At 68.9% G+C, this 23,970-nt stretch carries 32 protein-coding genes; 9 read left to right on the forward strand and 23 right to left on the reverse strand.

What is annotated here, in order from left to right; genetic code table 11:
* Window positions 1–33: 33 nt before the first annotated feature.
* Together ACFOWZ_RS29135 and ACFOWZ_RS29140 are read left to right on the forward strand one after the other, a co-directional pair.
* Window positions 34–765: a Type 1 glutamine amidotransferase-like domain-containing protein gene (locus ACFOWZ_RS29135; RefSeq protein WP_382377096.1), complete on the forward strand. Its 732-nt coding sequence runs from the start codon at window positions 34–36 to the stop codon at window positions 763–765.
* Window positions 766–781: 16 nt separating this feature from the next.
* Window positions 782–1,690, forward strand: coding sequence for a serine hydrolase (locus ACFOWZ_RS29140; RefSeq protein ID WP_382377097.1), 909 nt, complete (start codon window positions 782–784; stop codon window positions 1,688–1,690).
* Here the strand turns inward: ACFOWZ_RS29140 and ACFOWZ_RS29145 are convergent.
* The 3 genes from ACFOWZ_RS29145 to ACFOWZ_RS29155 are packed head-to-tail and all read right to left on the reverse strand — an operon-like array spanning window position 1,680 to window position 4,498.
* The gene (locus tag ACFOWZ_RS29145; RefSeq protein ID WP_382377098.1) at window positions 1,680–2,534 is read right to left on the reverse strand and encodes a hypothetical protein; all 855 of its coding nucleotides are present in this window, start codon (window positions 2,532–2,534) and stop codon (window positions 1,680–1,682) included. The genes ACFOWZ_RS29140 and ACFOWZ_RS29145 overlap by 11 nt on opposite strands.
* Window positions 2,535–2,569: 35 nt before the next feature.
* Window positions 2,570–3,076, reverse strand: a complete 507-nt coding sequence (locus ACFOWZ_RS29150) for a hypothetical protein (protein ID WP_382377099.1) — start codon at window positions 3,074–3,076, stop codon at window positions 2,570–2,572.
* 36 nt (window positions 3,077–3,112) lie between these two features.
* Window positions 3,113–4,498 carry a glycine--tRNA ligase gene (locus ACFOWZ_RS29155; protein WP_030472111.1) on the reverse strand — a complete coding sequence of 462 codons (1,386 nt, stop codon included), beginning with the start codon at window positions 4,496–4,498 and terminating at the stop codon, window positions 3,113–3,115.
* Between the two features lie 93 nt (window positions 4,499–4,591).
* On the opposite strand from ACFOWZ_RS29155, the gene ACFOWZ_RS29160 reads away from it, so the two are divergent.
* Window positions 4,592–5,269 (forward strand): tetratricopeptide repeat protein, encoded by a 678-nt coding sequence (locus ACFOWZ_RS29160; RefSeq protein ID WP_382377100.1) that lies wholly within the window; start codon window positions 4,592–4,594, stop codon window positions 5,267–5,269.
* On the opposite strand, the gene ACFOWZ_RS29165 is transcribed toward ACFOWZ_RS29160, so the two are convergent.
* Window positions 5,250–5,627 (reverse strand): antibiotic biosynthesis monooxygenase, encoded by a 378-nt coding sequence (locus ACFOWZ_RS29165; protein ID WP_382377101.1) that lies wholly within the window; start codon window positions 5,625–5,627, stop codon window positions 5,250–5,252. The two genes, ACFOWZ_RS29160 and ACFOWZ_RS29165, sit on opposite strands and share 20 nt — an antisense overlap.
* Window positions 5,628–5,644: 17 nt before the next feature.
* Between ACFOWZ_RS29165 and ACFOWZ_RS29170 the strand changes: the two genes are divergently transcribed.
* From ACFOWZ_RS29170 to ACFOWZ_RS29180, 3 genes are read left to right on the forward strand one after another with little or no spacing between them, the layout of a single operon-like run.
* Window positions 5,645–5,923, forward strand: coding sequence for a hypothetical protein (locus tag ACFOWZ_RS29170; RefSeq protein ID WP_382377102.1), 279 nt, complete (start codon window positions 5,645–5,647; stop codon window positions 5,921–5,923).
* An 11-nt stretch (window positions 5,924–5,934) separates the two neighbouring features.
* Window positions 5,935–6,285, forward strand: coding sequence for an ArsR/SmtB family transcription factor (locus ACFOWZ_RS29175; protein WP_030472107.1), 351 nt, complete (start codon window positions 5,935–5,937; stop codon window positions 6,283–6,285).
* Window positions 6,282–6,683: a Fur family transcriptional regulator gene (locus ACFOWZ_RS29180; protein WP_045310969.1), complete on the forward strand. Its 402-nt coding sequence runs from the start codon at window positions 6,282–6,284 to the stop codon at window positions 6,681–6,683. The genes ACFOWZ_RS29175 and ACFOWZ_RS29180 overlap by 4 nt, the downstream gene beginning before the upstream one ends.
* Here ACFOWZ_RS29180 and ACFOWZ_RS29185 read toward each other — a convergent pair.
* The 9 genes from ACFOWZ_RS29185 to ACFOWZ_RS29225 all read right to left on the reverse strand — a co-directional run bounded on the left by ACFOWZ_RS29185 (window position 6,670) and on the right by ACFOWZ_RS29225 (window position 13,321).
* A complete protein-coding gene (locus ACFOWZ_RS29185) occupies window positions 6,670–7,245 on the reverse strand; it encodes a hypothetical protein (RefSeq protein WP_382377103.1) in 576 nt (191 codons plus the stop codon). The genes ACFOWZ_RS29180 and ACFOWZ_RS29185 overlap by 14 nt on opposite strands.
* Before the next feature lie 8 nt (window positions 7,246–7,253).
* Complete coding sequence (locus ACFOWZ_RS29190; protein WP_030472104.1) at window positions 7,254–7,958, reverse strand: TIGR03943 family putative permease subunit; 705 nt, start codon at window positions 7,956–7,958, stop codon at window positions 7,254–7,256.
* Window positions 7,955–8,965, reverse strand: a complete 1,011-nt coding sequence (locus ACFOWZ_RS29195) for a permease (protein ID WP_382377104.1) — start codon at window positions 8,963–8,965, stop codon at window positions 7,955–7,957. The genes ACFOWZ_RS29190 and ACFOWZ_RS29195 overlap by 4 nt, the downstream gene beginning before the upstream one ends.
* Window positions 8,962–9,387 carry a hypothetical protein gene (locus ACFOWZ_RS29200; protein ID WP_382377105.1) on the reverse strand — a complete coding sequence of 142 codons (426 nt, stop codon included), beginning with the start codon at window positions 9,385–9,387 and terminating at the stop codon, window positions 8,962–8,964. Before ACFOWZ_RS29200 ends, ACFOWZ_RS29195 begins: the two co-directional genes overlap by 4 nt.
* Before the next feature lie 22 nt (window positions 9,388–9,409).
* Window positions 9,410–9,808 carry a YbjN domain-containing protein gene (locus tag ACFOWZ_RS29205; protein WP_030472101.1) on the reverse strand — a complete coding sequence of 133 codons (399 nt, stop codon included), beginning with the start codon at window positions 9,806–9,808 and terminating at the stop codon, window positions 9,410–9,412.
* Window positions 9,805–10,623, reverse strand: a complete 819-nt coding sequence (locus ACFOWZ_RS29210; RefSeq protein ID WP_382377106.1) for an isoprenyl transferase — start codon at window positions 10,621–10,623, stop codon at window positions 9,805–9,807. Before ACFOWZ_RS29210 ends, ACFOWZ_RS29205 begins: the two co-directional genes overlap by 4 nt.
* A 42-nt stretch (window positions 10,624–10,665) precedes the next feature.
* The gene (gene recO, locus ACFOWZ_RS29215) at window positions 10,666–11,418 is read right to left on the reverse strand and encodes a DNA repair protein RecO (protein ID WP_382377107.1); all 753 of its coding nucleotides are present in this window, start codon (window positions 11,416–11,418) and stop codon (window positions 10,666–10,668) included.
* Window positions 11,418–12,314 (reverse strand): GTPase Era, encoded by an 897-nt coding sequence (era, locus tag ACFOWZ_RS29220; RefSeq protein WP_030472098.1) that lies wholly within the window; start codon window positions 12,312–12,314, stop codon window positions 11,418–11,420. The genes recO and era overlap by 1 nt, the downstream gene beginning before the upstream one ends.
* Window positions 12,315–12,376: 62 nt before the next feature.
* A complete protein-coding gene (locus tag ACFOWZ_RS29225; protein WP_382377108.1) occupies window positions 12,377–13,321 on the reverse strand; it encodes a carbohydrate-binding protein in 945 nt (314 codons plus the stop codon).
* 229 nt (window positions 13,322–13,550) lie between these two features.
* Between ACFOWZ_RS29225 and ACFOWZ_RS29230 the strand changes: the two genes are divergently transcribed.
* Window positions 13,551–13,985, forward strand: coding sequence for an ester cyclase (locus ACFOWZ_RS29230; RefSeq protein WP_030472096.1), 435 nt, complete (start codon window positions 13,551–13,553; stop codon window positions 13,983–13,985).
* Here the strand turns inward: ACFOWZ_RS29230 and ACFOWZ_RS29235 are convergent.
* Genes ACFOWZ_RS29235 through ACFOWZ_RS29250 form a run of 4 tightly spaced genes read right to left on the reverse strand, consistent with a single transcriptional unit; the run spans window position 13,982 to window position 17,217 of the window.
* The gene (locus tag ACFOWZ_RS29235) at window positions 13,982–14,314 is read right to left on the reverse strand and encodes a cytidine deaminase (RefSeq protein WP_382377110.1); all 333 of its coding nucleotides are present in this window, start codon (window positions 14,312–14,314) and stop codon (window positions 13,982–13,984) included. The genes ACFOWZ_RS29230 and ACFOWZ_RS29235 overlap by 4 nt on opposite strands.
* A complete protein-coding gene (locus tag ACFOWZ_RS29240; RefSeq protein ID WP_382377112.1) occupies window positions 14,307–15,596 on the reverse strand; it encodes a hemolysin family protein in 1,290 nt (429 codons plus the stop codon). Before ACFOWZ_RS29240 ends, ACFOWZ_RS29235 begins: the two co-directional genes overlap by 8 nt.
* Window positions 15,597–15,601: 5 nt before the next feature.
* A complete protein-coding gene (gene ybeY / locus ACFOWZ_RS29245) occupies window positions 15,602–16,162 on the reverse strand; it encodes an rRNA maturation RNase YbeY (RefSeq protein ID WP_382377113.1) in 561 nt (186 codons plus the stop codon).
* Window positions 16,163–16,167: 5 nt separating this feature from the next.
* Complete coding sequence (locus ACFOWZ_RS29250) at window positions 16,168–17,217, reverse strand: PhoH family protein (protein WP_382377115.1); 1,050 nt, start codon at window positions 17,215–17,217, stop codon at window positions 16,168–16,170.
* Window positions 17,218–17,362: 145 nt separating this feature from the next.
* On the opposite strand from ACFOWZ_RS29250, the gene ACFOWZ_RS29255 reads away from it, so the two are divergent.
* Window positions 17,363–18,121: a GNAT family N-acetyltransferase gene (locus ACFOWZ_RS29255; protein ID WP_382377116.1), complete on the forward strand. Its 759-nt coding sequence runs from the start codon at window positions 17,363–17,365 to the stop codon at window positions 18,119–18,121.
* A 44-nt stretch (window positions 18,122–18,165) separates the two neighbouring features.
* Window positions 18,166–18,948, forward strand: a complete 783-nt coding sequence (locus ACFOWZ_RS29260; protein ID WP_382377118.1) for a GNAT family N-acetyltransferase — start codon at window positions 18,166–18,168, stop codon at window positions 18,946–18,948.
* Here ACFOWZ_RS29260 and ACFOWZ_RS29265 read toward each other — a convergent pair.
* The 6 genes from ACFOWZ_RS29265 to hrcA all read right to left on the reverse strand — a co-directional run bounded on the left by ACFOWZ_RS29265 (window position 18,915) and on the right by hrcA (window position 23,940).
* On the reverse strand, window positions 18,915–19,262 hold the full coding sequence (locus ACFOWZ_RS29265; protein WP_382377119.1) for a histidine triad nucleotide-binding protein: 348 nt from the start codon (window positions 19,260–19,262) through the stop codon (window positions 18,915–18,917). The two genes, ACFOWZ_RS29260 and ACFOWZ_RS29265, sit on opposite strands and share 34 nt — an antisense overlap.
* A gap of 8 nt (window positions 19,263–19,270) precedes the next feature.
* Window positions 19,271–19,861 (reverse strand): TetR/AcrR family transcriptional regulator, encoded by a 591-nt coding sequence (locus tag ACFOWZ_RS29270; protein ID WP_382377120.1) that lies wholly within the window; start codon window positions 19,859–19,861, stop codon window positions 19,271–19,273.
* A gap of 9 nt (window positions 19,862–19,870) precedes the next feature.
* Window positions 19,871–20,527, reverse strand: coding sequence for an alpha/beta hydrolase (locus ACFOWZ_RS29275; RefSeq protein ID WP_382377121.1), 657 nt, complete (start codon window positions 20,525–20,527; stop codon window positions 19,871–19,873).
* Window positions 20,528–20,996: 469 nt separating this feature from the next.
* Window positions 20,997–21,728 (reverse strand): 16S rRNA (uracil(1498)-N(3))-methyltransferase, encoded by a 732-nt coding sequence (locus ACFOWZ_RS29280; RefSeq protein WP_382377122.1) that lies wholly within the window; start codon window positions 21,726–21,728, stop codon window positions 20,997–20,999.
* Window positions 21,725–22,873: a molecular chaperone DnaJ gene (gene dnaJ, locus ACFOWZ_RS29285; protein ID WP_030472085.1), complete on the reverse strand. Its 1,149-nt coding sequence runs from the start codon at window positions 22,871–22,873 to the stop codon at window positions 21,725–21,727. Before dnaJ ends, ACFOWZ_RS29280 begins: the two co-directional genes overlap by 4 nt.
* A gap of 44 nt (window positions 22,874–22,917) precedes the next feature.
* The gene (gene hrcA, locus ACFOWZ_RS29290; RefSeq protein ID WP_030472084.1) at window positions 22,918–23,940 is read right to left on the reverse strand and encodes a heat-inducible transcriptional repressor HrcA; all 1,023 of its coding nucleotides are present in this window, start codon (window positions 23,938–23,940) and stop codon (window positions 22,918–22,920) included.
* Window positions 23,941–23,970: the final 30 nt, after the last annotated feature.

Below are 23,970 nucleotides of genomic sequence, written 5' to 3' on the forward strand. Positions count from 1 at the left end.
GTTCGCGTTGACGCCCCTGCGAGGATCACCATCATGCCTGCTGAGCAGCCCACCATCCTCGCCACCTCCGGGGGCCTGCGCTCCGGTCACCGGACCTTCCTCGAATTCGGCAAGCTGATCCACTTCGCGCTGGACCTGTCCGGGGTGCAAGGCCGCAAGCCGCGGCTCTGCCACGTCGGCACCGCGGGCGGCGACCAGCGGTACATGAACGCGAACATGATGGAAGCGGGCGGCATCGCGGGCGTCGACGTGTCGGTGCTGAACCTGTTCACGATGCCGCCGACCGACGACATCGAGAGCTTCGTGCTCTCCCACGACGTCGTGTGGGTGGGCGGCGGGTCGGTCGCGAACCTGCTCGCGGTGTGGGAGGTGCACGGGCTCGGCCCGATCTTCCGCAAGGCGTGGGAGGCCGGTGTGGTGCTCAGCGGTGTGTCCGCGGGCTCGCTCTGCTGGCACGCGGGTGGCGCGACGGACTCGTTCGGCCCGGACCTGAGGATCGTCACGAACGGACTGGGCTTCCTGCCCTACGGCAACGGCGTGCACTACGACTCGGAGGAGCAGCGCCGCCCGAAGATCCACGAGGCAGTGGCCGCCGGAGTGCTGCCGACGACCTACTGCACCGACGACGGCGTCGGCCTGCTGTACCGGGGCACCGAGCTCGTCGAGGCGGTGACGGAACGGCGGGGTTCCGGCGCATACGTGGTGGTCAGGGAGGATTCTTCAGCAACCGCTCAGGAGGAAAAGCTCGACACCCGGCTCCTGTGAGACGGACCTTGGATGTGTGCGCTGGGCTCTGATCCTCCTCCTCACGGCGGCCGTTTTCGTGGTCCCGGACGCCTCGCCGTGCAACGCGCACGCGAGGTCGTCGGCCACTGATGTATCGCGTGGCCCCGATGTAGTGGATACGGGCGACCCCACCGATGACGCCGCTGCAGACGCCCCCGAAGGCGATATATCGCATACCAGTCCTGATATATCGGTTACCGGCGAGCCTTCCGCCGTATCCGATATATCAGCTGCTGATATATCGGATATCGCCGCGGCGGGCGGCAACTCCGACGTCGGCGTCGCGGTGATGGACCTGGAGACCGGTCAGGTCGTCTCGCAGCAGGGCGACCAGCCGTTCTACTCGGCGTCGCTGTCGAAGCTGATCCTCGCCGTCGACGCGCTGCAACAGCCGTTGTCCGATGATGACCTCGACCTGATCCACCGCGCGTTGAGCGTCAGCGACGACGACGCCATGGACGTGCTGTGGACGAGGTTCGACGGCATGGACGCCATCGGCCGGGTCGCCGCCGAAGCGGGCCTCACCGGCACCCACGCGCCGGACGACCCGTCGCAGTGGGGAGAGGTCGTCATCACCGCGAACGACATGGTCCGGCTCTACCAGTACATCCTCGGCTCACCGGAGCGGGACACGATCGTCGCGGCGCTGTCCTCCGCCCCCGACACCGCAGCCGACGGCTTCGACCAGGCGTTCGGCCTGCTCGGCGTCACCGGCTTCTACGCCAAGCAGGGCTGGATGTACTACCTGCCCAGCGACGTCTACCTGCACAGCGCGGGTGTCCTCGACGACCGTTACGCCGTCGCCGTGCTCACCACGAACCCGAGCGGCTCCTGGACCACCGCCAGGCAGTCGATCAACGCCGTCACCAAGGCGCTCCTGACCAAGATGGGCGTCAACGGCTGACGGCCCGCCTCTGCTCACGCCACGGCCGGTCCCACTCGCCGGTGTACTCCCGCACCACCAGGAGCGCGATCACCAGCAGCACGACCGCGCCGAAGATCAGCGCGCCGAACAGCATCCCGAGCTCCGCCCCCGTGGAACCGATCTTGGCCACCGCGAACCCGCTGGCGGTCGGCACGATGAAGTACGCGCCGACGTTGCGCCGCCGCGCCGAGTACACGTCCTTCACCCGCGACAGCGCGATCCCGAGCAACACCGGCGTGAACGTCACCAGCAGGCCGAAGATCTCCAGGAACAACCAGTTCGACGGCGCCGCGAACGCCACCGCGGTCACCCCGGCCGACAGCACGACACCCACGACGATGAGCACGGTGCCGAGAACCCTCACCCGCTGCGCCGGCGCACCGTCGCCGGAGTCCGGCACGATCGGCCCCGAGTCCTCCACGACGATCCTGTGCACGGTGCGGCTGCTCCACGTGGTGAGCAGCAGCGCGGCGACCACCGGCACCGCGAGCACCAGCACGACCCCCAGCAGGAAGCCCCCCGGCTTCCCCACGGGCTCGACGCCGAACGTGAACCAGTAGAACGGGAAGAAGATCGCCAGCGCGGCACCTTCGAGCACCACGAACACGTGCCGCACCCGACCAGCCGCCGCCACGTCGGCGATCCGCGCCGCCACGAGGCCACCCGCCACCGGCCCCAGGCAGACCAGCCCGCCGCAGACCGCCGCGGCCACGAGCACTCGCGGGTTCCCGACGTCGGCCGTCGCCGCGACCACCACCACCCAGGCGGCGAGCACCATCCCCACCGCGGCCAGCACGAAGCCGCGCCCCCGGATCCCCCTCATGCCTCTTACACGCAGAAACGACCCGAAATGTTGCCTCAGCCCACCCGCAGCACCCGGCGCGCGGTGAAGAACGCGACCCCGCCCAGCACCACGAGCAGGGCCAGCAGGGCGAGGTACACCGCAGACCCCACCGTGAACGGCACCGGCCGCGTCTTCACGTTCAGCGTCATCACTTCGGCGAACCCGGCAACCAACGCGCAGAAGATCGCACCGCCCCACCACACCCCGAGCAGGCGCCGGACCAACCGGACCCCGTTGACGTCGACGTAGGCGTCCCGCGCACAGGACCGGGCGCTGACCAGGCTCAACCCGGACAGCAGCACCCAGAACGCGCCGATCCCCGCCACCACGACGCCGATGACGTTGATCGGGCTGCGGGCGCTCGGCACCGTGAGACCCACCGCGACCAGCACGATCCCGCTCACCAACGCCAGACCGGTCACAGGCAGACCGGCCACTGCCGAGCGCGCACGCATCCGTTCAACGCGCTCGGCCGAGACCCACACCCACTGCGGGGGTTCGCCCCGGCCGACGACGATCACCGGCCGAGCGTCCCACCGATGCCTGCGGACCGCCTGTCAGCAGCCGATCAGGCGAGCCGCCAGGTACGACTCAAGCTGGTCCATCGCCACCCGCTCCTGCGACATCGTGTCGCGCTCCCGCACCGTCACGGCGAGGTCGGTGAGCGTGTCGAAGTCGACCGTCACGCAGAACGGCGTGCCGATCTCGTCCTGACGGCGGTAGCGGCGGCCGATGGCACCGGCGTCGTCGAAGTCGACGTTCCAGTTGCGGCGCAACGCGGTCGCGAGGTCGCGGGCCTTGGGCGAGAGGTCGGCGTTGCGCGACAGCGGCAGCACGGCGACCTTCACCGGGGCCAGGCGGCGGTCGAGCTTCAGCACGACGCGCTTGTCCACGCCGCCCTTGGCGTTCGGGGCCTCGTCCTCGGTGTAGGCCTCGAGCAGGAACGCCATCATCGGGCGGCCGACGCCGGCTGCCGGCTCGATGACGAACGGCCGGAAGCGCGAGTTCGTGGCCTGGTCGAAGTACGACAGGTCGACGCCCGAGTGGTTCGAGTGCGTGGTGAGGTCGAAGTCCGTGCGGTTCGCGATGCCCTCGAGCTCACCCCACTCCTGGCCGCCGAACTGGAAGCGGTACTCGACGTCGACCGTCCGCTTCGAGTAGTGCGACAGCTTTTCCTTCGGGTGCTCGTAGTGCCGCAGGTTCTCCTTGGAGATGCCCAGGTCCGTGTACCAGCGGGTGCGCTCGTCGATCCAGTACTGGTGCCACTCTTCGTCCGTGCCCGGCTCGACGAAGAACTCCATCTCCATCTGCTCGAACTCGCGGGTGCGGAAGATGAAGTTGCCCGGCGTGATCTCGTTGCGGAACGACTTGCCGATCTGGCCGATGCCGAACGGCGGCTTCTTGCGCGACGTCGTCTGCACGTTCAGGAAGTTCGTGAAGATGCCCTGCGCGGTCTCCGGGCGCAGGTAGTGCAGGCCCTCCTCGGTCTCGATCGGACCGAGGTGCGTCTTGAGCAGGCCGTTGAACATCTTCGGCTCGGTGTACTTGCCGCGCGTGCCGCAGTTCGGGCACGGCACGTCCGAGACGTCGCCCTCCGCGACCTCCTTGCCGGTGCGCTCGGCGTACTCCTCGGACAGCGTGTCCGCGCGGAACCGCTTGTGGCACGACTCGCACTCGACGAGCGGGTCGACGAACGCCTCGACGTGACCGGAGGCGACCCACACGTCACGCGGCAGGATGACCGACGAGTCCAGGCCCACGACGTCCTCGCGGCCGCGGACCATGAAGTTCCACCACTGGCGCTTGATGTTGTCCTTGAGCTCCACGCCGAGAGGTCCGTAGTCCCACGCCGAGCGGGTGCCGCCGTAGATCTCCCCGCACGGGTAGACGAACCCCCTGCGCTTGCAGAGGCTGACAACGGTTTCGATGCGATCGGCGGGCAAGGGGAACTCCATCGGGGGAATGAGAATCGGGGGCCCAAGCCTAGCCCGTCACGTTGCGCCCCGAACGGGCGACCGGAGCCTTACCCTGCAGGAATGGAAGACCGGCTGCGAGAGCTGTGGGACTTCGCCGACCTGGACGGCACCGAGGCGCGGTTCCGCGCGTTCCTGACCAACGTGGAGACCGACGACGAGCGTGCGGAGGTGCTGACCCAGCTCGCCCGCGTCGAGGGCCTGCGGGACGACTTCACCGCTGGTCACGCCCTGGTCGACGAGGCGGAGGCGCTCGTCGCGCCCGACTCGACGGGCCGGGTGCGGGTGCTGCTCGAACGCGGCAGGCTGCACCGCTCGGGCGGCGATCCCGAGGCCGCCCAGCCGTTGTTCGTGGCGGCGTTCATCCTGGCCAAGACCCGCGGTGACCTGTCGCTCGCCGTCGACGCCGCGCACATGGCGTCGCTGGTCGACGACCCCGAGAAGTGGACGAAGCAGGGCCTCGAACTGGTCGAGGCGAACCCCGAGCTCAGCCGCTGGCTCGGTCCGCTGCACAACAACCTCGGCTGGTTCTACTTCGAGAACGGGCGCTTCGACGAGGCGCTGGAGGCGTTCGAGAAGACGCCGGAGGCCTACGCCGAGAGCGGCAAGGCCAAGACGCTGCACGCTCTGGGCCGCACCGAGGAAGCCGCGGAGGCCGCGCGCAGGGCTCTGGAGCTCCTCCCCCACGACTCGCACGAGGAGTGGGTCAAGGAGATGGAAGCTATCGCCGCGGGTTCGTAGGCCCGGCCGCCTCGCCGAGCCGCACGGTGAACGCGTCCTCGGCGAGCAGGCTCGTGTGCTCCTCGACCTCGCCGCCGGCGCTGGTCAGCGTGGGCTCGTACATCGCGGGCTCGTCGGTCAGCGCCTCGGACAGCAACGGGATGACGTGTTCGCGCACGGGGAACGGCGACATCGCGCGCCGGTAGGCCACCACGGACTCGAACTCGACCGTCAGCACCCACCGGTCGTCCTCGTCGGTGGACCGCGCCAGCGTGCCCTTGTGACACCCCTTCTGGGCAGTTAGAAGCTCTAACGCCTGCTTGACCCTGGCAGTAAACGTCTCAGGGTCGGATACGCGGAAACGGCACACCAGCAGCACGGTGCAAGGATGGCACGGTGACCTCCAAGCGCCCTCTCCTGCCCGGTGACGGCCCACTCGCGCGCGTACGCCCCGTCGTGGCGTTCGTGCTCGTGCTCGGTCTGTTCATCACGGGCGTCTTAGTCGGCGGCCCCGTCGGTGCGGCGCTGCTCGGCGTGCTGATCATCGGTGCAGGAGTGCTCCTGGCGGCCACCTGGAAGGTGCTTTCCCCAGCTCAACGCACATTGCGCGTGGTGGTCCTGCTGGTACTGGTCATCATCACCGTAGAATTGGTTGTGAAAATCCCTACCAGGTGAGGTGCGCCGCCATGACTGCTCAACTGCACGGCGAGCACTCCCCCGAACGCGAGGCCCCCGCGCCCGCGCCACCCCGCTCCGCCCGCACCCTCGCCGAGGCCGGCGATCTGCTGCGCGCGCTCGCCGCCCCCGTCCGCATCGCCATCGTGCTGCAGCTGCGCGAACACGACCGCTGCGTGCACGAACTGGTCGAGGCGCTCGGGGTGGCCCAGCCGCTGATCAGCCAGCACCTGCGCGTGCTGAAGTCCGCGGGCGTGGTGCACGGCGAACGACATGGCCGTGAGGTCGTGTACCGACTGGTAGACGAACACTTGGCGCACATCGTCGTGGACGCTGTGACGCACGTCGAGGAGAAGTTGTGACCGGACTGAGGTCCACCAAGCAGCGCACGGCGGTGTCGAACCTGCTCGACCAGCTGGACGACTTCCGCAGCGCCCAGGAACTGCACGAGGAACTTCGCCGCCGCGGCGAGGGCATCGGCCTGACGACGGTCTACCGGACCCTGCAGTCTCTAGCGGACGCGGGCCAGGTCGACGTCCTGCGCACCGACTCGGGCGAGGCCATCTACCGCCGTTGCTCGGCCCACCACCACCATCACCTCGTGTGCCGTCACTGCGGCCGCACGGTGGAGGTGGAGGGCCCCGCCGTCGAGAAGTGGGCGGACCGGGTGGCAGCCGAGAACGGGTTCTCCGAGGTCAGCCACACCGTCGAGATCTTCGGCACGTGCGCGGAGTGCACGGCGAAACTCAAGCAGGCCTGACCCGCAACCGCGCGACGGCGATGACGGTCAGCGCGGGGAGGCCGACCGGGGCATCCACGTCCAGGCAGCCCTCGATCTCGCGCACCAGTTCCGGGCCTCCCCAGCGCTCCGCCAGCACGAGGGCACCGCGTCGCAACGGGTCGTCGGTCCGGAACTCGGCGAGCAGTTCCTCCCTCGTGTCCAGGAGGAAACGAGCGAGACCGCGGTTGCGGTGGTTCGCCTCCGGCTGCCGCATCCACTCGACCACGTCCGGGTCGTCCACAGCCTCCGCCATCCGCAGCGGCTGCAGCATCTGGTGCGCACGCCACTTCACCAGTTCGTCCGGGTGATCCGGCGGGCTCGCGTCGGGGTGGTCCCGCATGTACTGGTCGACCGCGTCCTGCCACGTGCGGTGCTGTGGCTCCGAGAGGAAGCTGAGGTCCCAACGCGGAACGATCCTCGTTTCCCGGAAGGCGTGGATCCACGCCGGGTGGATGCCCGCGTTCCGGTACCCCGTCTCGAAGATCGCGAAAAAGCCGAAGTCGTCGTCACCCGGCCCGAAGCTCATGCCGCCGTGGCGCATCGGGGTTCCTAGGACTCGTAGGGCTCAGCCGGTTCGGCCACCGCGTTGAACGACTCCACCGTGAAGCTCGGCACCCACGAGTTCTTCTCGTTCGCCGACTTCGGCACCACCTGCCCGCTGAGCTCCACCCACTGCTCGTCCGGCAGCGACGGCACGTCTCCGGCCAGCTTGACCTTCAACGGCCGTGCGTCGGCGGCGCAGCACGAGATCGCGAGCCTCGCCACGTACGTGGAGCCCTCCGCGCGCGTGAGGAACCCCGTCAGGCGAACGCGCCGGTTGTCCAGCGTGCCGGACTCGTCCCACGCCGTGCGCGTGACGAACTCCGTCATGGACAACGGGATGACGTCGCCGGACGGCAGCTCGCCCAGCAGGTTGCGGGACCGCTGCGTCTGGTTCGTGTCGGCGGCCGAGCTCACGACGTCGCCGCCCAGCGCGGGTGGCGAGATCAGGAACACCGCCATCACCGGCAGCAGCATCAGCCAGGTCGAGCGCGACGAGTGCGAGTGCTCGTGGTCGTGCTCGTCGGCCGCCCTGCCGCGCCGGATGTCGCGGATGATCGCGAACAACGCCAGCCCGATCATGATCACCCCGGCCGCGATCAGCAGCGGCAGCAGGCCTTTCTGCACGTAGCGCAGGTACAGCCCCGAGAAGCTGATCTTCAGCAGCGCGCCGCCGAGCAGGACCAGCAGGATGTTCTGGGTTTCCCGCCTCACAACAGCACCACCCCTGTCACGACTGCGCACAAGATCGCCACCACGAAGGTAGCGGGTGCGAAGCGGAACGCGAAGGACTTGCCGAACGCACCCGCCTGCAACGCGATCAGCTTCACGTCGACGGCGGGGCCCACGACCAGGAAGACCAGCCGCGGCAGCAACGGCAGCGCGGAGAACGCCACCGCCACGAACGCGTCGGCCTCCGAGCACAACGCCAGGATCACGGCCAGGAGCGCCATCACGATCACGCCCAGCACGATCTGACCGCCGAGAGTCTGCATCCACGCGACCGGCACGAACGTCTTGAACGCCGCCGCGAACAACCCGCCCAGCACCAGGAACCCGCCGGCGTCCACGAGGTCGTGGCGCGCACTCTCGGCGAACACCGCCCACTTCGACGTGCCGGAGTGGTCACCGAGGCGCGCCAACGCACGTTCGGCGATCCACTCCATCTTGCCGAAGCGCACCCACAGCCAGCCCATGACCATCGCCGTCAGCAACGACCCCACGAACCGCGCGACGACCATCATCGGGGTGTCGTTGAACGCCACCGCCGTCGAGACCAGCACGATCGGGTTCACCGCGGGCGCCGCCAGCAGGAACGTCAGCGCCACCGCCGGCGCGACGCCCTGCTGCATCAGCCGCCGCGCCACGGGCACCGAAGCGCACTCGCAGCCGGGCAGGGCCACACCCGCGACACCTGCCACGGGCACGGCCAGAGCGGTCTTCGAGGGCAGCAACCGGCGCAGTGCCGACGCCGGCACGAACGCCGCGATCGCGCCGGAGATCAGCACGCCCAGCACCAGGAACGGCATGGCCTGCACGCAGATCGCCACGAACACGGTCGACGCGGTGCGCAGCTTCGGCACGTCGAGCAGGTCGACGAGCCTGGACTGGAAGAGCAGTGCGAGAACGAGGATCCCGCACAGCACCTCCAACGACGTGATCTTCAGACGAGGCGGGCCTGAGCGCCGCTTCGACGACCGGATCTCGCCGGTGATCGTCATTCGGCGTCCAGGTCGAGCAGACGGCGGTAGGTGCGCGCCATGCCCTCGCGGATCTCCTCGGGCGACGGCGGCTCCGCGAACTCGGCCTCTTCTTCTTCGAGGTCTTCCTCGTCGTCGAAGTCGACGGGCGTGCCGTTGACCGTCTCCTCCTCTTCGTCCTCTTCGAGGGCGGCCTCGCGGAGCTCCTCGATCGTGGCCGAGACGTCCTCGGCCGACAGCGCGGGCAGCATCGGCTTCACGATGGCCAGCACACCGCCCTCGGCGTCGTCCAGAGCCACTGCCTCGGCGAGCGCGACGGCGTGGTCACGCTCGTACGGGCCGCAGATGAACGAGTCCCAGTCGTCGCCGCCGGACGGCTCGAACGTGACGGTCCACGGGAACTCGTTGACGTCCGAGTCCTCTTCCGGCTCGTAAATGATCACGCCACCCATCGAGGGGTCCTTTCTAGGAAAAGCGGGAGAGGAGCTCGCCGCGCACCTGCGAGGCGGTCGACACGACCAGCATGAGCAACGTGCTCAGCGGTTCCGGCTTGAGGCCGTCCGCCGGGAACGCGTACCGCAGCATCACGTCCGTGCCACGTTCGGAAGCGATCACACCGAGCGTGCCGAACAGGCCCTGACCGGCGCGTTCGGCCACCCACACCGCCGCCTCGCCCGGCAGGTCCCACGCGACCACGCACGTCAGCGAGAGCACGGTCAGGCCCTCGGACAGCTCCATGCCCTGCACCGCGCACGGCACGTCGCCGTGGCGGAAGCTCAGTGCGCCGTCGTCGTCCACGGCAACGTCGTGGAACAGCTCCAGCGCCTTGCGCGCGGCCTCGAGAGCCTCACCGCTCGCGTTCACGACACCTCCGAATCGGGCTTGTCGATCGCACCACCGAAGCGGCGGTCGCGCTCGGCGAACTTCTCGACGGCGCGCCACATGTCGCGGCGGTCGAAGTCCGGCCACAGGATGTCCTGGAACACCAGCTCGGCGTACGCGGACTGCCAGAGCATGAAGTTCGAGGTGCGCTGCTCACCGGACGGCCGGATGAACAGGTCCACGTCCGGCATCTCGGGCTGGTAGAGGTAGCGCGCGATGGTCTTCTCGTCGACCTTGTCCGGGTTGAGCTGGCCGGCGGCGGCGAGACGGGCGATCTCGCGGGCGGCGTCACCGATCTCGGCGCGGCCGCCGTAGTTGATGCACATCGCGAGGTTGAGCTTGTCGTTGTCGCGGGTGCGCTCCTCCGCGACCTCCAGCTCCTTGATGACGCTGCGCCACAACCGCGGCCGGCGGCCCGCCCAGCGCACGCGAACACCCAGCTCGTCGAGCTCGTCGGTGCGGTGGTGGATGACGTCGCGCGAGAAGCCCATGAGGAACCGGACCTCTTCGGGGCTGCGGCGCCAGTTCTCGGTGGAGAAGGCGTACAGCGACAGCCACTTCACGCCCATCTCGATGGCGCCCTTGGCGACCTCGACGACGACCTGCTCGCCGCGCTTGTGGCCCTCGACCCGCGACAGTCCGCGCTGGTTGGCCCAGCGGCCGTTGCCGTCCATGACGATCGCGATGTGCTTCGGCACGAACTCGGCGGGGATCGCCGGTGGCGTCGCGCCGGACGGGTGCGGCTCCGGCGGGCGCGGGACGCGCTTCTCGCGTTCGGAGCGGCGGCGACGCAGCATGAGGCTCGGCATCCTTTCGGCAGCGATCGGGTGGCCGCCAGATTAGCCGTCGTCCGGCTTGGCCTTGCGTTCGACCAAGGGCAACGATCGCAGCTGCCGTTCGAGGTGCCACTGCAGGTGTGCCGCGACCAGGCCACTCGCGTCCCGGCGGGCCAGGTGCGGGATCTCGTCGACCACGCCCCACTGGCCGTGCAGCAGCGCCGAGAGCAACGTCAGCGTGTCCGCGGACGGCGACGCGGAGCCGGGCGGGCGGCAGTTCGGGCAGCACGTGCCGCCGGCCTGGACGCTGAACGCGCGGTGTGGGCCGGGTGTGCCGCACTTGGCGCACTCGTTCACCGCGGGCGCCCACCCTGCGAATGCCATGGCACGCATGAGGAACGCGTCCAGCAGCAGCGACGGGTCACGTTCTGCTGCGGACAACGCGCGCAAGGCACCCGTGACGAGCAGATAGAGCCGTACGACCGGTTCGCCCTCTTCGGCCGTGAGCCGGTCGGCGGTCTCGACGATCGCGCACGCGGCCGTGTAGCGCTGGTAGTCGTTGACGATCCCCACGCCGAACGCGTCGAGCGTCTGCACCTGCGTGATGATGTCGAGCGACCGGCCGGGGTGGAACTGCACGTCGACGTGGCAGAACGGCTCCAGCCGCGCGCCGAACTTCGACGACGTCTTGCGCACGCCCTTCGCGACGGCTCTCAGCTTCCCGTGCCGCTGCGTCAGGAACGTGATGATCCGGTCCGCTTCACCGAGCTTCTGCACGCGCAGCACGATTCCGGTGTCGCGGTACAGGTTCGCCATCAGAACCCCAGGCGGCGCAACTGTTTCGGATCGCGCTGCCAGTCCTTGGCGATCTTGATGTGCAGGTCCAGGTACACGCGGGTGCCCAGCAGCGCCTCGATCTGCTTGCGGGCCGTCATGCCGACCTGCTTGAGCCGCTCACCCCGGTGGCCCAGGATGATCGCCTTCTGCGACGGCCGTTCGACGAACACGAACGCGTGGATGTCCATCAGGTCGTCGCGGCCCTCGCGCGGAAGCATCTCCTCCACCACCACGGCGATGGAGTGCGGCAGTTCGTCACGCACGCCTTCGAGCGCGGCCTCGCGGATCAGCTCGGCGACCAGCGTCTGCTCGGGCTCGTCGGTCAGGTCGCCGTCCGGGAACAGCTGCGGGCCCTCCGGCAGCTTCTGCAGCAACAGGTCGCTCAGCTTGTCGACCTGGAAGCCGTCGACCGCGGAGACCGGGATGATCTCGGCGAACTCCATGACCTTCTGCAGCGCGAGCAGCTGCTCCATCACCTGCTGCTGCGACACCAGATCGGTCTTGGTGACGATGCCGACCACGGGCGTGCGCTTGGCGACCTTCTCGAGCTCGGCGGCGATGAACTTGTCGCCGGGACCGACCTTCTGGTCGGCGGGCACGCAGAAGCCGACGACGTCGACCTCCGACCACGTCTCGCGCACCAGGTCGTTGAGCCGCTGGCCGAGCAGCGTGCGCGGCCGGTGCAGACCGGGCGTGTCGACCAGCACGAGCTGGCCGTCGGTGCGGTGCACGATGCCGCGGATCGTGTGGCGGGTGGTCTGCGGCTTGTTCGACGTGATGGCGACCTTCGTGCCCACCAGCGCGTTCGTCAGCGTCGACTTCCCTGCGTTCGGGCGTCCGACGAAACACGCGAACCCGGAGCGGTAACCATCCATGAAGTCCATTGTCCCTGGGACCGGCGACGAGGTTGTCGCCGGTCCCGAAATCTGCTAGCCGATCACGCCCACCACTTGTGGTAGAGCGCGTTGTCGGTGCCCACGACGAAGGTGTCGATGCGGTTGTTCGACCACGAAACCGCTGCTGGGCCGCTGATCAGCCCGCCACCGAGCGACTCCCAGCCGGACCAGCCGTTCTGGAACCACTTGTGGTGCATCGCGTTGTCCGTGCCGCGGACGAAGATGTCGAGCCGTCCGGAGGCCCACGACGAGGCGCCAGGACCCGAGGTGACGGTGCCGCCGAGCGACTCCCACGCGGACCAGCCGTTCTGGAACCACAGGTGGTACAGCGCGTAGTCGGTGCCGCCGGCGAACACGTCGATGCGTCCGGAACCCCACGAGACGGCCGCCGGGTAGGTGCTCAGGACGCCGCCCAGCGACTCCCAGCCCGACCAGCCGTTCTGGTACCACTTGTGCCACAGCGCGTTGTCACTGCCGCGCCCGAACACGTCGAGTCGTCCGGCGCTCCACGAAGAAGCACCGGGAGCCGACGTCAGATAGCCGCCGAGTGATTCCCAACCGGACCAGCCGTTCTGGAACCATTTGTGGTACAGCGAGTTGTCGCTGCCGCGGCCGAAGACGTCAATTCTTCCGTTGCTCCACGAAACAGCCGCGGGTGCGGACGTCAAATAGCCGCCGAGCGACTCCCAGCCGGACCAGCCGCCGTCGTACCACTTGTGCCACAGGGCGTGGTCCTGACCGACGGCGAACACGTCGAGCCTGCCCGGCGCCCAGGACGAGACCGCAGGGGCCGAGATCAGGTAGCCGCCCAGCGACTCCCAGCCCGACCAGGCCTGCGTGGTGAGACCGCGTTCATGGCCGACGATCATGCCGGTGAGGCGGTCGGTGGTGGCTCCCGCCCGGACTTCGGCCTGAGCCGGCGCCGCCGCGACGACACCGGCGAACAACAACGACAGCACGACGAGAACAGATCTGAGCTTTTTCATGACCATCCTCGGGTTGGTCGCGAATTTCTCCCCGCGACCGAACCTAGGACTGAATTGCGCGCACGGTCAATCGCGCATTCAGATCACTCCGCGATTTCCCATTTTGGGTCGCACGGAATAGGGCCTTTCGTGGGGTCTTCCGGCACTGGTCCGGACGGGTGAGGCGGGCGCAGGCTGACCGCCGCGTCCCCCGCGTCCCTTCGTACCTCGCGCACAAGGAGAGTGCGACATGTCAAGAGAAGAGCTGGAGCGCCTGAACGACGAAGGCATCGGCGCGTGGGACCGCCACGACCCCGACGGCTTCGTGAAGCTGCTCGCGGACGACTTCGTCTGGATCGACGACACCACACCGGAGCCGATGCGCACACGAGACCAGGCCCGCGCCTACACCCAGGCCTGGTTCACCGCGTTCCCGGACATGCACATCCGCACGACCAACCAGGTCTGTGCCGACGACCAGATGGCCTGCGAGCTCGAGTTCACCGGCACCAACACCGGCACGCTCGCGATGGGCGGGATGGAGATCCCCGCGACCGGCAAGGCCGTGACCAGCCGCGGGACCTACTTCATGAAGTGCGAGAACGGCAAGATCACCGAGTTCCACACCCACCCGGACGCCGCGGGCATGATGATGCAGCTCGGCCTGATGGGCGCCTCTGCCTAGAGCTGTTTCCGGATCTCTCCGGAGGCGTCCGCGAGGAACACCGGAGCGGACGACGTGAGGTCGCGCACGGCGGCCAGCGACGCCGCGTCCGCATCCGCAGCCTCGGTGACGACGACCGCCGCCTCCAGGCCCTCCGCCCCGCTCGACACCGCGGCGGCGACGGCGGCCTGGAGCGCGGTCAGCTTCAGCGACGGCAACGCGACGGTGGACGCGTTGTACGTGCGGCCGTCGAGGTCGCGCACGGCCGCACCCTCCGCGGCACCGTTGCGCGCGCGGACTGACCGCGCGAGCGTCACGAGCTTGGCGTCCTCGGGGTTCACATCAGTCATCCTCTTCGCTCTCCTTCTGCACAGGGCGCACGAGCACGGTCGTCACGCGGATGCGGCCACGTTCGTCCTTGCCGCCCTCCGCACGCATGCGCAGGCCCGCGATCTCGGCCTCGGTGCCGGGCAGCGGCACGCGCCCGAGCCGTTGCGCGAGCAGGCCGCCGACGGTCTCGACCTCGTGGTCGTCGAGCTCGGTGCCGAACAGCGCGTCGAGGTCGTCGACCGGCAACCGCGCGCTGACCCGCACCGCACCGTCCTCCAGGTGCTCGACGGGCGGGCGGTCGTCGGTGTCGGACTCGTCGGTGATCTCGCCGACGATCTCCTCGAGGATGTCCTCGATGGTCAGCAGGCCGGCGGTGCCGCCGTACTCGTCGACCACGATCGCCATGTGCTTGCGCGACAGCTGCATCTCGCGCAGGAGGTCCGCGATCGGTTTCGAGTCCGGGATGAAGCTCGTCGGGCGCATCAGCTCGGAGACGCTCTTCGGGTCCTCGTCCTCGGCGAGCGTGGCCCGCATGAGGTCCTTGAGGTTCACCACGCCGAGCACGTCGTCGACGCTCTCGCCGATCACCGGGACGCGGGTGTAGCCGGTGCGCAACGACAGCGCGAGCGCCTGCCGCAGCGACTTGGTCTGCTCGATCCACACGATCTCGGTGCGCGGCACCATGATCTCGCGCGCGATCGTGTCCCCCAGCTCGAACACCGAGTGGATCATCTCGCGCTCGCCCTCGTCGACGACGCCGCGTTCCTGGGCCATGTCGACCAGCTCGCGCAGCTCCACCTCGGAGCTGAACGGACCCTCGCGGAAGCCCTTGCCGGGCGTGATCGCGTTACCGATGAGGATCAGGAGCTTGCTGAGCGGCCCGAGCACGCGGCCGAGCTGCCGCACGGTGCCCGCGGCCAGCAGGCTCACGCCGTACGGGTGCTGACGGCCGATGGTGCGCGGTCCAACGCCGACGAGCACGTACGACACGACGAGCATGCTCAGGCAGGAGTACAGGACGGCGAGCCAGTCCTGGTCCACGTACTGCAGGTACACGCCCGTGACGAGCACCGTCGCCGACAGCTCGCAGAACAGGCGCAGCAGCAGCAACAGGTTGACGTGCCGCGGACGGTCGTTGAGGACCTGCAGCAGCTGCCCGGTGCCCCAGCGCCCCTGCCGTTGCAGCGCCTCGACCCGTGCGCGTGACACGGTGCCGAGGGCGGCGTCCACACACGCGAAGACGCCGGCAGCGAGCACGAGCAGAACGGCCAGCACGATCACACTGGCTGGGTTCTCGCTCATGAGCGTCAGTCTTCTTCGGGATGCTGGGCAGGCTTCTGCTCGTCCAGGCCAACGGCGCCGAGCACCTTGTCGTCCGTGCTGCGCTGGAGCGCGGCCCGTTCGGCCTCGTCGCGCGCGTTGCGGAAGTCCGCGAGGATGCGGTTCTGCAGCGTGAACATCTCACGCTCCTCGGCGGGCTCGGCGTGGTCGTAGCCGAGCAGGTGCAGCACGCCGTGCACGGTCAGCAGGTGCAGCTCGTCCAGCAGGCCGTGGCCCGCCTTCTTGGCCTGGTCCTTGGCGAACGCCGGGCACAGCACGATGTCCCCGAGCAGCGCGGGACCGAGCCCCGCGGCGTCGGGCCGGCGCGCCGAGTCCAGCTCGTCCATGGGGAAGGCCATGACGTCCGTGGGACCGGGCAGGTCCATCCAGCGCTCGTGCAGGTCGGCCATCACGTCCAGCTCGACGAGCAGGACGGACAGCTCGGCCAGCGGGCTCACACCCATGCGGTCCAGCGCGAAGCGGGCGGCGGAGACGATGGAACCCTCGTCGACTCCGACACCCGACTCGTTGGCGATCTCGATGCTCACGGCGCCTATCGTCCCCGGCGCTGGTTCCCCCGGCGTGCACCGGGTCCAGGGTGTCGCCCGTTCTGGTCGATGACGTCCTGCTCGACCTGCCACTTCTCGTAGGCGTCGACGATGTCGCCGACCAGGCGGTGGCGCACCACGTCCTGGCTGGTCAGCACCGAGAAGTGCACGTCGTCGACACCTTCGAGGATGTCCTTGACGACCTTCAGACCGCTGCGCTGGCCGCCGGGGAGGTCGACCTGGGTGATGTCACCGGTCACGACGATCTTGGAGCCGAAGCCCAGGCGGGTGAGGAACATCTTCATCTGCTCGGGCGTGGTGTTCTGCGCCTCGTCGAGGATGATGAACGCGTCATTAAGCGTTCTTCCACGCATATATGCGAGTGGCGCGACCTCGATCGTCCCCGCCTGCGTCAGGCGCGGGATCGACTCCGGGTCGACCATGTCGTGCAGCGCGTCGTAGAGCGGGCGCAGGTACGGGTCGATCTTCTCGTAGAGCGTGCCGGGCAGGTAGCCGAGCCGCTCGCCGGCCTCGACGGCCGGGCGGGTGAGGATGATGCGGTTGACCTGCTTGGCCTGCAACGCCTGCACGGCCTTGGCCATGGCGAGGTAGGTCTTGCCGGTGCCGGCGGGGCCGATGCCGAACACGACGGTGTTCTTGTCGATCGCGTCCACGTAGTGCTTCTGGTTCAGCGTCTTCGGCCGGATCGTGCGGCCGCGGCGGCTGATGATGTCCAGGCTGAGCACCTCGGCGGGCGACTCGTCGGTGTTCGAGCTCAGCATCGCCACGGTGCGGCGGACGGTGTTCTGGTCGACGGCCTGGCCGCGGGCGGCGAGGGTGACGAGCTCGGAGAAGACGCGTTCCGCGAAAGCCACGTCGGCGGGGTCGCCGGACAAGGTGATCTCGTTCCCGCGCACGTGGACGTCGGCGTCGAGCAGTTCCTCGGCGAGCCGGAGGTTCTCGTCGCGCGACCCCAGCAGGCTGAGCACCGCACCATCGGGCACGGCGAACCGGGACTGACCTTCCTTGTTGCTCTGCTGTGTTTCTTCGGCCACGTGGCCCCGGCCTGCTTCCTGTCGCTCGGATCTGGTGCCGTCGATGCTAGTCCGGCCGAAAATGAGTGGCTACCGGATTGCTCACGGTGTGTGCTCACGAACTGTGGAGATCCGCAGGCTTGGTGTCGACGACATACCCGAGTGCATGAAGCTCATCACGGACCGGAACTGGACGTGGCGTCCTGAGCAGTGGAAGCTCCTGCTCTCGCTCGGTCCAGGCCTCGGCGCTTTTGACCACGGCACGATCCTGGGCACGGCGCTGTCGACGCCGTATCCCGAGGCGCAGGCGATCAGCGGCGTGCTGGTCGGCACCTGGGCCGAACGCCGAGGTGTCGCGACTGCACTGATGTCCAACATATTGGATATCAGAGAGTCGGCTGTGTCCGTGCTGTACGCGACACCCGCGGGTGAGCCGATGTACGCGAAGCTCGGCTTTCACCCGGTCGGGGCGACCAGTGAGTTCCACGGCGTGTTCACCGGGACACCCGCCGGCGTGACACGTCCGGTCACCGCGGCCGACCTGCCCGCGATCCGGGCGTTGGACCACGAGGTCAGCGGCTATTCACGCGACGGGTTCTGGGACTTCGCGCCTTCCCAGTACTCGTTGCACACGGCGGAGTTCGAAGGCGGGCTGGGCCTGATCGGCACGCGCGAGCTCGCGAACGGTCCCGCGGTGGGCCCGCTCATCGCGCCCACCGCGGCCGACGCGTGCGCGATGATCTCCGACGTGGTCGCGGGACGGGGGTCGTTCCGCGTCGACACCGTCGACGCGGACGTCGCCGCCTTCCTGAAGGACAACGGGTTCGAGATGCGCTACGGCTGCGCGGTGATGGTGCACGGCGCGAAGACGTTGCCGGGTGACCGGTCACGCTACTTCGCGCCCGCGTCGCTCGCGCTGGGATGAGATTGCTGTTTTGTGTTTTCTGGGATGAGATTTCTGGGGGAAACGTGGAACTGCGACGACTGACGTTGGACGACATCTCCGCGTGCTCCGACCTGGCCGAGAGCCGGTCGTGGCCGCGCGAGGAGAAGAAGTGGGAGTTCCTGCTCGCGCACGGCGAGGGCTGGGGACTGTTCGACGAGCAAGGGCTCGTGGGCACGACGATCGTGACGCGCTACCCGGAACTGGCCTCGGTCAGCATGGTGCTGGTGGCCGAACGCGCCGAACGCCGGGGCCACGCCCGCCGGCTCGTGTCCCATGTACTGGATACCGGTGTGTCGACGTTGTTCGCGACGGAGATGGGCCGGCCGTTGTACGAACAGCTGGGGTTCCGCGCCGTCGGCTTCACCGACATCCACGCCGGCCGGTTCACCGGGCCCGCATCCGATATATCGGATATCGCGACGGCTGCGGACCTCGACGACCTCGTCGCGCTCGACACCAAGGTCACCGGCATCACGCGGCCGTACCTGTGGGAGTCGTTGCTCGCGATGGGAACCGTGCGGATCTCCGACCACGGCGTCGCGGGCTCGTGGCAGGTCCGCGACGAGCGGATGCTCATCGGCCCGGTCATCGCGGACACGCCCGCCGACGCGTGCGCCCTCATCGCCGACTGCGCGGCCGGCAACCCGAGCGTGCGGGTGGACGTGCACGACCCGGAGCTGATCGCGTTCGTCCGCGAGCACGGACTGGAGTCGTGGGGCCGGCCAACCTGGATGGTTCGGGGCGCCGAGCAACTGCCAGGCGACCGCACCCGTTACCGCGCTCCGCTGTTGCAGGCGCTGGGCTGAAGGCGCTGGCCGCCCAGCAGGTGCAGGTGAGCGTGGAAGACCTCCTGCCCACTGTCCGGCCCGGTGTTGAACAGCAGCCGGTACCCGCTCGCCGAGACGCCCTCGGCCTCTGCGATCTCCTTCGCGGCGGCGAAGAGGTCGCCGAGCTGGGCACCGTCGAGGTCGACGGCGTTGGGCACGTGCTCGCGCGGGATGATCAGCACGTGCACCGGCGCCTTGGGGTGGATGTCGCGGAACGCGAGCGTCGTCTTGGTCTCGTGCACGATCGTCGCGGGAATCTCACCGTCGACGATCCGGCAGAACAAGCAGGACATGCCCCAAGCTAAGCGAAAAGGGCGTCCAGCTGCTCGTCGACGGCCTCGACCATGTCGTCGGCCGTGAGCTCGTCGGGCCCGAGCCCGTGGTGGATGTTGAGCCCGTCGACCAGAACGATGAGCCGCCGCGCCGCCTTCATCGGCACGACGCCCTCCCGCAGCTCCCCCGCCGCTTGGGCGGCAGCGAGAATGCGGGCCACCTCGCCGTACAGCTGACGCGTGCCGTAGCGCTCCAGCTCGTGCAACGACGGTTCGACCATCGCCCGCGGCAGGAACGACAGCAGCACCGCGGCCTCGACCCGGCGTTCGTCGTCCAGCGCCAGCATCTCGTGCGCGATGGCCTTCACCAGTTCCCGGTTGCCGACCGGGGTGCCGATCTTCTCCAGTCGCGTGAGGAACCGCCGGTACGCGAGCTCCATCGCGAAGCCCAGCAACGCGTCCTGCGTAGGGAAGTAGTGGCGCAACGACCCGCTCGACCACCCGGACTCGGCCGCGACCGCGCGCACGGACGCGTGGTCGATCCCGTCGCGCTGCACGATGCGCCACACCGCTTCGGCGAGCTCGCGACGACGTTCCTCGTGGTCGACAACCTTCGGCACCGGCCCTTTCTAGCAGCCGCGCGCAAGCCGTCCGACAGCCGCGCGACACCTCTCCCACGACTCGGTGCCCGGCGTGATCACGTCCATGTGCCCGCCGCCTTCCACCACGACGAGCTCGGCCTGCGGCTCCACGGCGCAGAACCCGGTGCTCTGCTCGACCGGCACGTCCTCGTCCCGATCCCCGTGCACGCAGATCACCGGCTTGCCGATCGGCACCAGCGCAGCAGGCGAAGCGTCCGCGAACTGCTCTTCGGTGCACAGCTCCAACGCCCGGTGCGTGATGTGCTTCGTGAAGTCCAGCACCGCCGCCTGCGCCACGGCTCCCACCACTCGCGCACTGTGCTTGGCCGCCCACACGGCGAGATGACCACCGGCGCTGTGTCCCAGCGTCACCACGGGACCGATGTCGACGGCGTCGATGGCCGCGAGAACGTCTTCGCCCGTCTGCGGCCACCCGCCACCGCCGGTCACGCGCCGGTACTCGATGTTCCACACGGCGAATCCGTCAGCCACCAGCACATCCGCGAGTGGCCGGCCCAGCTCCAGTCCGTACCGCTGGTGCCAAAAACCACCGTGAATGACAACGACAGCACCCTGCGTAACACCCTCAGGAAGGTAAAGCTCGCCGAACTGACTGGCGTGATCACCGTAAGCAATTCGCTGCACACGCAGAACCTACGCGACACAACGAAAACACCGGCACAACGACGAGCGCGGAGAGAACAGACGAGGGAGGACCCAGCCGACAACTCGAATTGGGCCTGCCGATGCCGAAGGCGAGGCGGCCGGGGGTCCGGGGGCTTGCCCCCGGCGTGGGGTGTGGGGGCTCGGCCCCCACAAGACACGCTTTTGGGCCAGGCAGCGAAGGCGCGCCAGCGCCGAGCACCCAGGGCCAAAACCAAAAGGGGCGCCTCGCGGTCCGAAGCCTGGGGGTCGCTTCGCCACGAGGCGCCGACGCCGGACCGAGGGGGGAGGTGTCCGGCGAGTCCTTTGGTCAGAAGAGCCTAATCGTCTACTCCGTTTACGGCTAGACCAATTGAGCCCCTCTGTAGCAAGGGTAACCCCAACTGCCTGGGATTCGCTACAACTTGCGTCAAGCCAATCCATCAGCCGTTCATCTTCCGAGTGACTGGGGTCACCACCGGGTGGTGAGTACCCCCAGCGCACCAAGAGCAACCGCGGCGGCGGTAGATGCACGCAGAACGGTTGGGCCCAATCGGACGATCCGGGCACCCGAAGATCGCAGAGCGTCGAGTTCCTCCGGCGAGATTCCGCCTTCTGGACCGACGACGAGCAGCACGTCCCCGGCGGTCGGCAGTTCGACGTCCGCGAGGCGTTCCGTCGCGCTTTCGTGCAACACGAGCGTCAGCGCCGACGACGACACGCGCTGGGCGAGCTGGGCGGTCGAGACCGGTTCGTCGACGAACGGCACGCGCGAGCGCCGGGCCTGCTTCGCTGCCTCTCGAACCGTGGATCGCCAGCGCCCCAACGCTTTCGCGCCGCGCGGGCCGTCCTCCCACTTGGTGATGCACCGGGCGGCGCGCCACGGCACCACACCGTCCACACCGGCCTCGGTGGCGAGCTCGACCGCGAGCTCGCCGCGGTCGCCCTTCACCAACGCCTGGGCGAGCACCACGCGGGGCGTCTGCTCTGGCTCCACCCAGCGTTCGACCGCCCGCAGCGACAGGGCGTCGCGCTCCACCGCCACGACGGCACAGCGCACCTGGGCGCCGGAACCGTCGGACAGCACGAGCTCCTCGCCCACGCGCAACCGCTTCACCGTCGCGGCGTGGCGGCCTTCCGGTCCGTCCAGCACGAACTCCTCGCCCGGCGGCAACGCCGGGACGAGGAAGACCGGCAGGGTCACCGGTTGCCGCGCGAGGCGCGCAGACGTGAGAACAGCCCGCCGCCGCCCTTGCCGTTGTGGGACAACGAGGGCTCGCTCTCACCGCGCATCTCGGCCAGGTCGCGCAGCAACGCGGACTGGGCGGCGTCGAGCTTGGTGGGCACGACGACCTCGAGGTGCACGTGCAGGTCGCCGCGGCCGTCGACGCGGCCGGTGGAGCGCAGCTTCGGCATGCCGCGGCCCGTCAGCACGAGCTGCGTGTTCGGCTGCGTGCCGGGGTCGATCTGCAGCTCTTCCTCGCCGTCGAGCGTCTTCAACGGCAGGGTCGCGCCCAGCGCGGCCGTGGTCATCGGGATCTGCACCACGCAGTGCAGGTCGGCGCCGTCGCGTTCGAAGATCTCGTGCGGGTGCTCCTCGACCTCGACGTAGAGGTCGCCTGCCGGACCACCACCGGGGCCGACCTCGCCCTGGCCCGCGAGACGCACGCGCATGCCCTCGGCGACACCGGCGGGGATGTTCACGGAGATCGTGCGGCGCGACCGCGTGCGGCCGTCACCGGCGCACTGCTGGCACGGGTCGGGGATGACCTCGCCGAAGCCGCGGCACACCGGGCACGGACGTGACGTCACGACCTGGCCCAGGAACGAGCGCTGCACGGACTGGACCTCGCCGCGGCCGTGGCACGTGTCGCACTGGACGGGCTTGGAGTTGTTCTGGGTACCGGCGCCGTGGCAGCGGTCGCACAGGATCGCCGTGTCGACGGTCAGCTCACGGGTAGCACCCGCCGCGCACTCCTCCAGCGTCATGTCGAGCCGGATCAACGCGTCGGAGCCGGGCTGCACGCGGCTGCGCGGACCACGCCCGCCACCGGACGTGGCGCCGAAGAAGGCGTCCATGATGTCGCCGAGGCCGAAGCCCGCGAACGGGTCACCGCCCGCGCGGCCACCGCCGCCGGAGTCGAGCGGGTCGCCGCCCAGGTCGACGACGCGGCGCTTCTCGGGGTTCGACAACACCTCGTAGGCGGCCGTCACCTCCTTGAAGCGGGCCTCCTCGTTGGGATTGACGTCCGGGTGCAGCTGCCTGGCGAGCTTGCGATAGGCGCGCTTGATCTCATCCTGTGTCGCGTTCTGCGCAACACCGAGGATGCCGTAGTAATCCCTGGCCACCTTGTTCGCTTTCGTGTTCATCTTTCAGAGCAAAGTTCCTGGTTTCAACGACCGGTCAGGATCTCACCGACGTAGTTGGCGACCGCGCGGACGGCCGCCATGGTTCCGGGGTAGTCCATGCGCGTCGGTCCGACGACCCCGAGGCCCCCGAGCAGATTGTCACGGCTGCCGTAGCCGATCGACACCACGGACGTGCTGCGCATCTCAGCGGCCTCGTTCTCCTCGCCGATGCGCACCAGCACGCGACCGGGGTCGCGGGAGGCGGCGAGCAGCTTGAGCACGACGACCTGTTCCTCCAACGCCTCCAGCACCTGCCGCAGCGAGCCCGGGAAGTCGGCGACGTTGCGCGTGAGGTTCGCGGTGCCGCCGAGCACGAGCCGTTCCTCGGGGTGCTCGACGAGCGTCTCGATGAGCACGGTAGCGACTCTCAGCATCGGATCGCGCAGGTTCGACGGAACCTCCTCCGGCAGCTCGGCGACCTTGGCCGAGGCGTCGGCCAGGCGCTGGCCCGCCATCGCCTGGTTCAGCACGCCGCGCAGCTGGGCCGTGTGCTCCTCGCTGATCACGTCACCGAGCTCGACGATCCGCTGATCGACGCGACCGGTGTCGGTGATCAGCACGAGCATCAGCCGCGACGGCGTGATCGGCAGCACCTCGAGGTGCCGCACGGCCGCGCGGGACAGGGTCGGCACCTGGATCACCGCGACCTGCCTGGTGAGCTGCGCGAGCAACCGCACGCTGCGGCGCATCACGTCGTCGAGGTCGAGCGCCCCGTCGAGGAAGCTCCGGATGGCCCGCTTCTCGGCCTGCGAGAGCGGCTTGATCTCGCTGAGCTTGTCGACGAAGAGCCGGTAGCCCTTGTCCGTCGGCACGCGACCGGCACTGGTGTGGGGCTGGGCGATGTAGCCCTCGTCCTCCAGGGCAGCCATGTCGTTGCGCACGGTCGCACTCGACACACCCAGGTTGTGCCGCTCGACCAGCGCCTTCGACCCGACGGGCTCCTGGTTGGACACGTAGTCGGCAACGATGGCGCGCAAGACCTCGAACCGACGCTCATCGGCGTTCACCGCTGCTCACCTCCGTGTCCGCTACTCCCG

This window comes from Lentzea rhizosphaerae, from assembly GCF_042649515.1.
In the GTDB taxonomy this organism is placed as follows: Bacteria; Actinomycetota; Actinomycetes; order Mycobacteriales; family Pseudonocardiaceae; genus Lentzea; species Lentzea aerocolonigenes.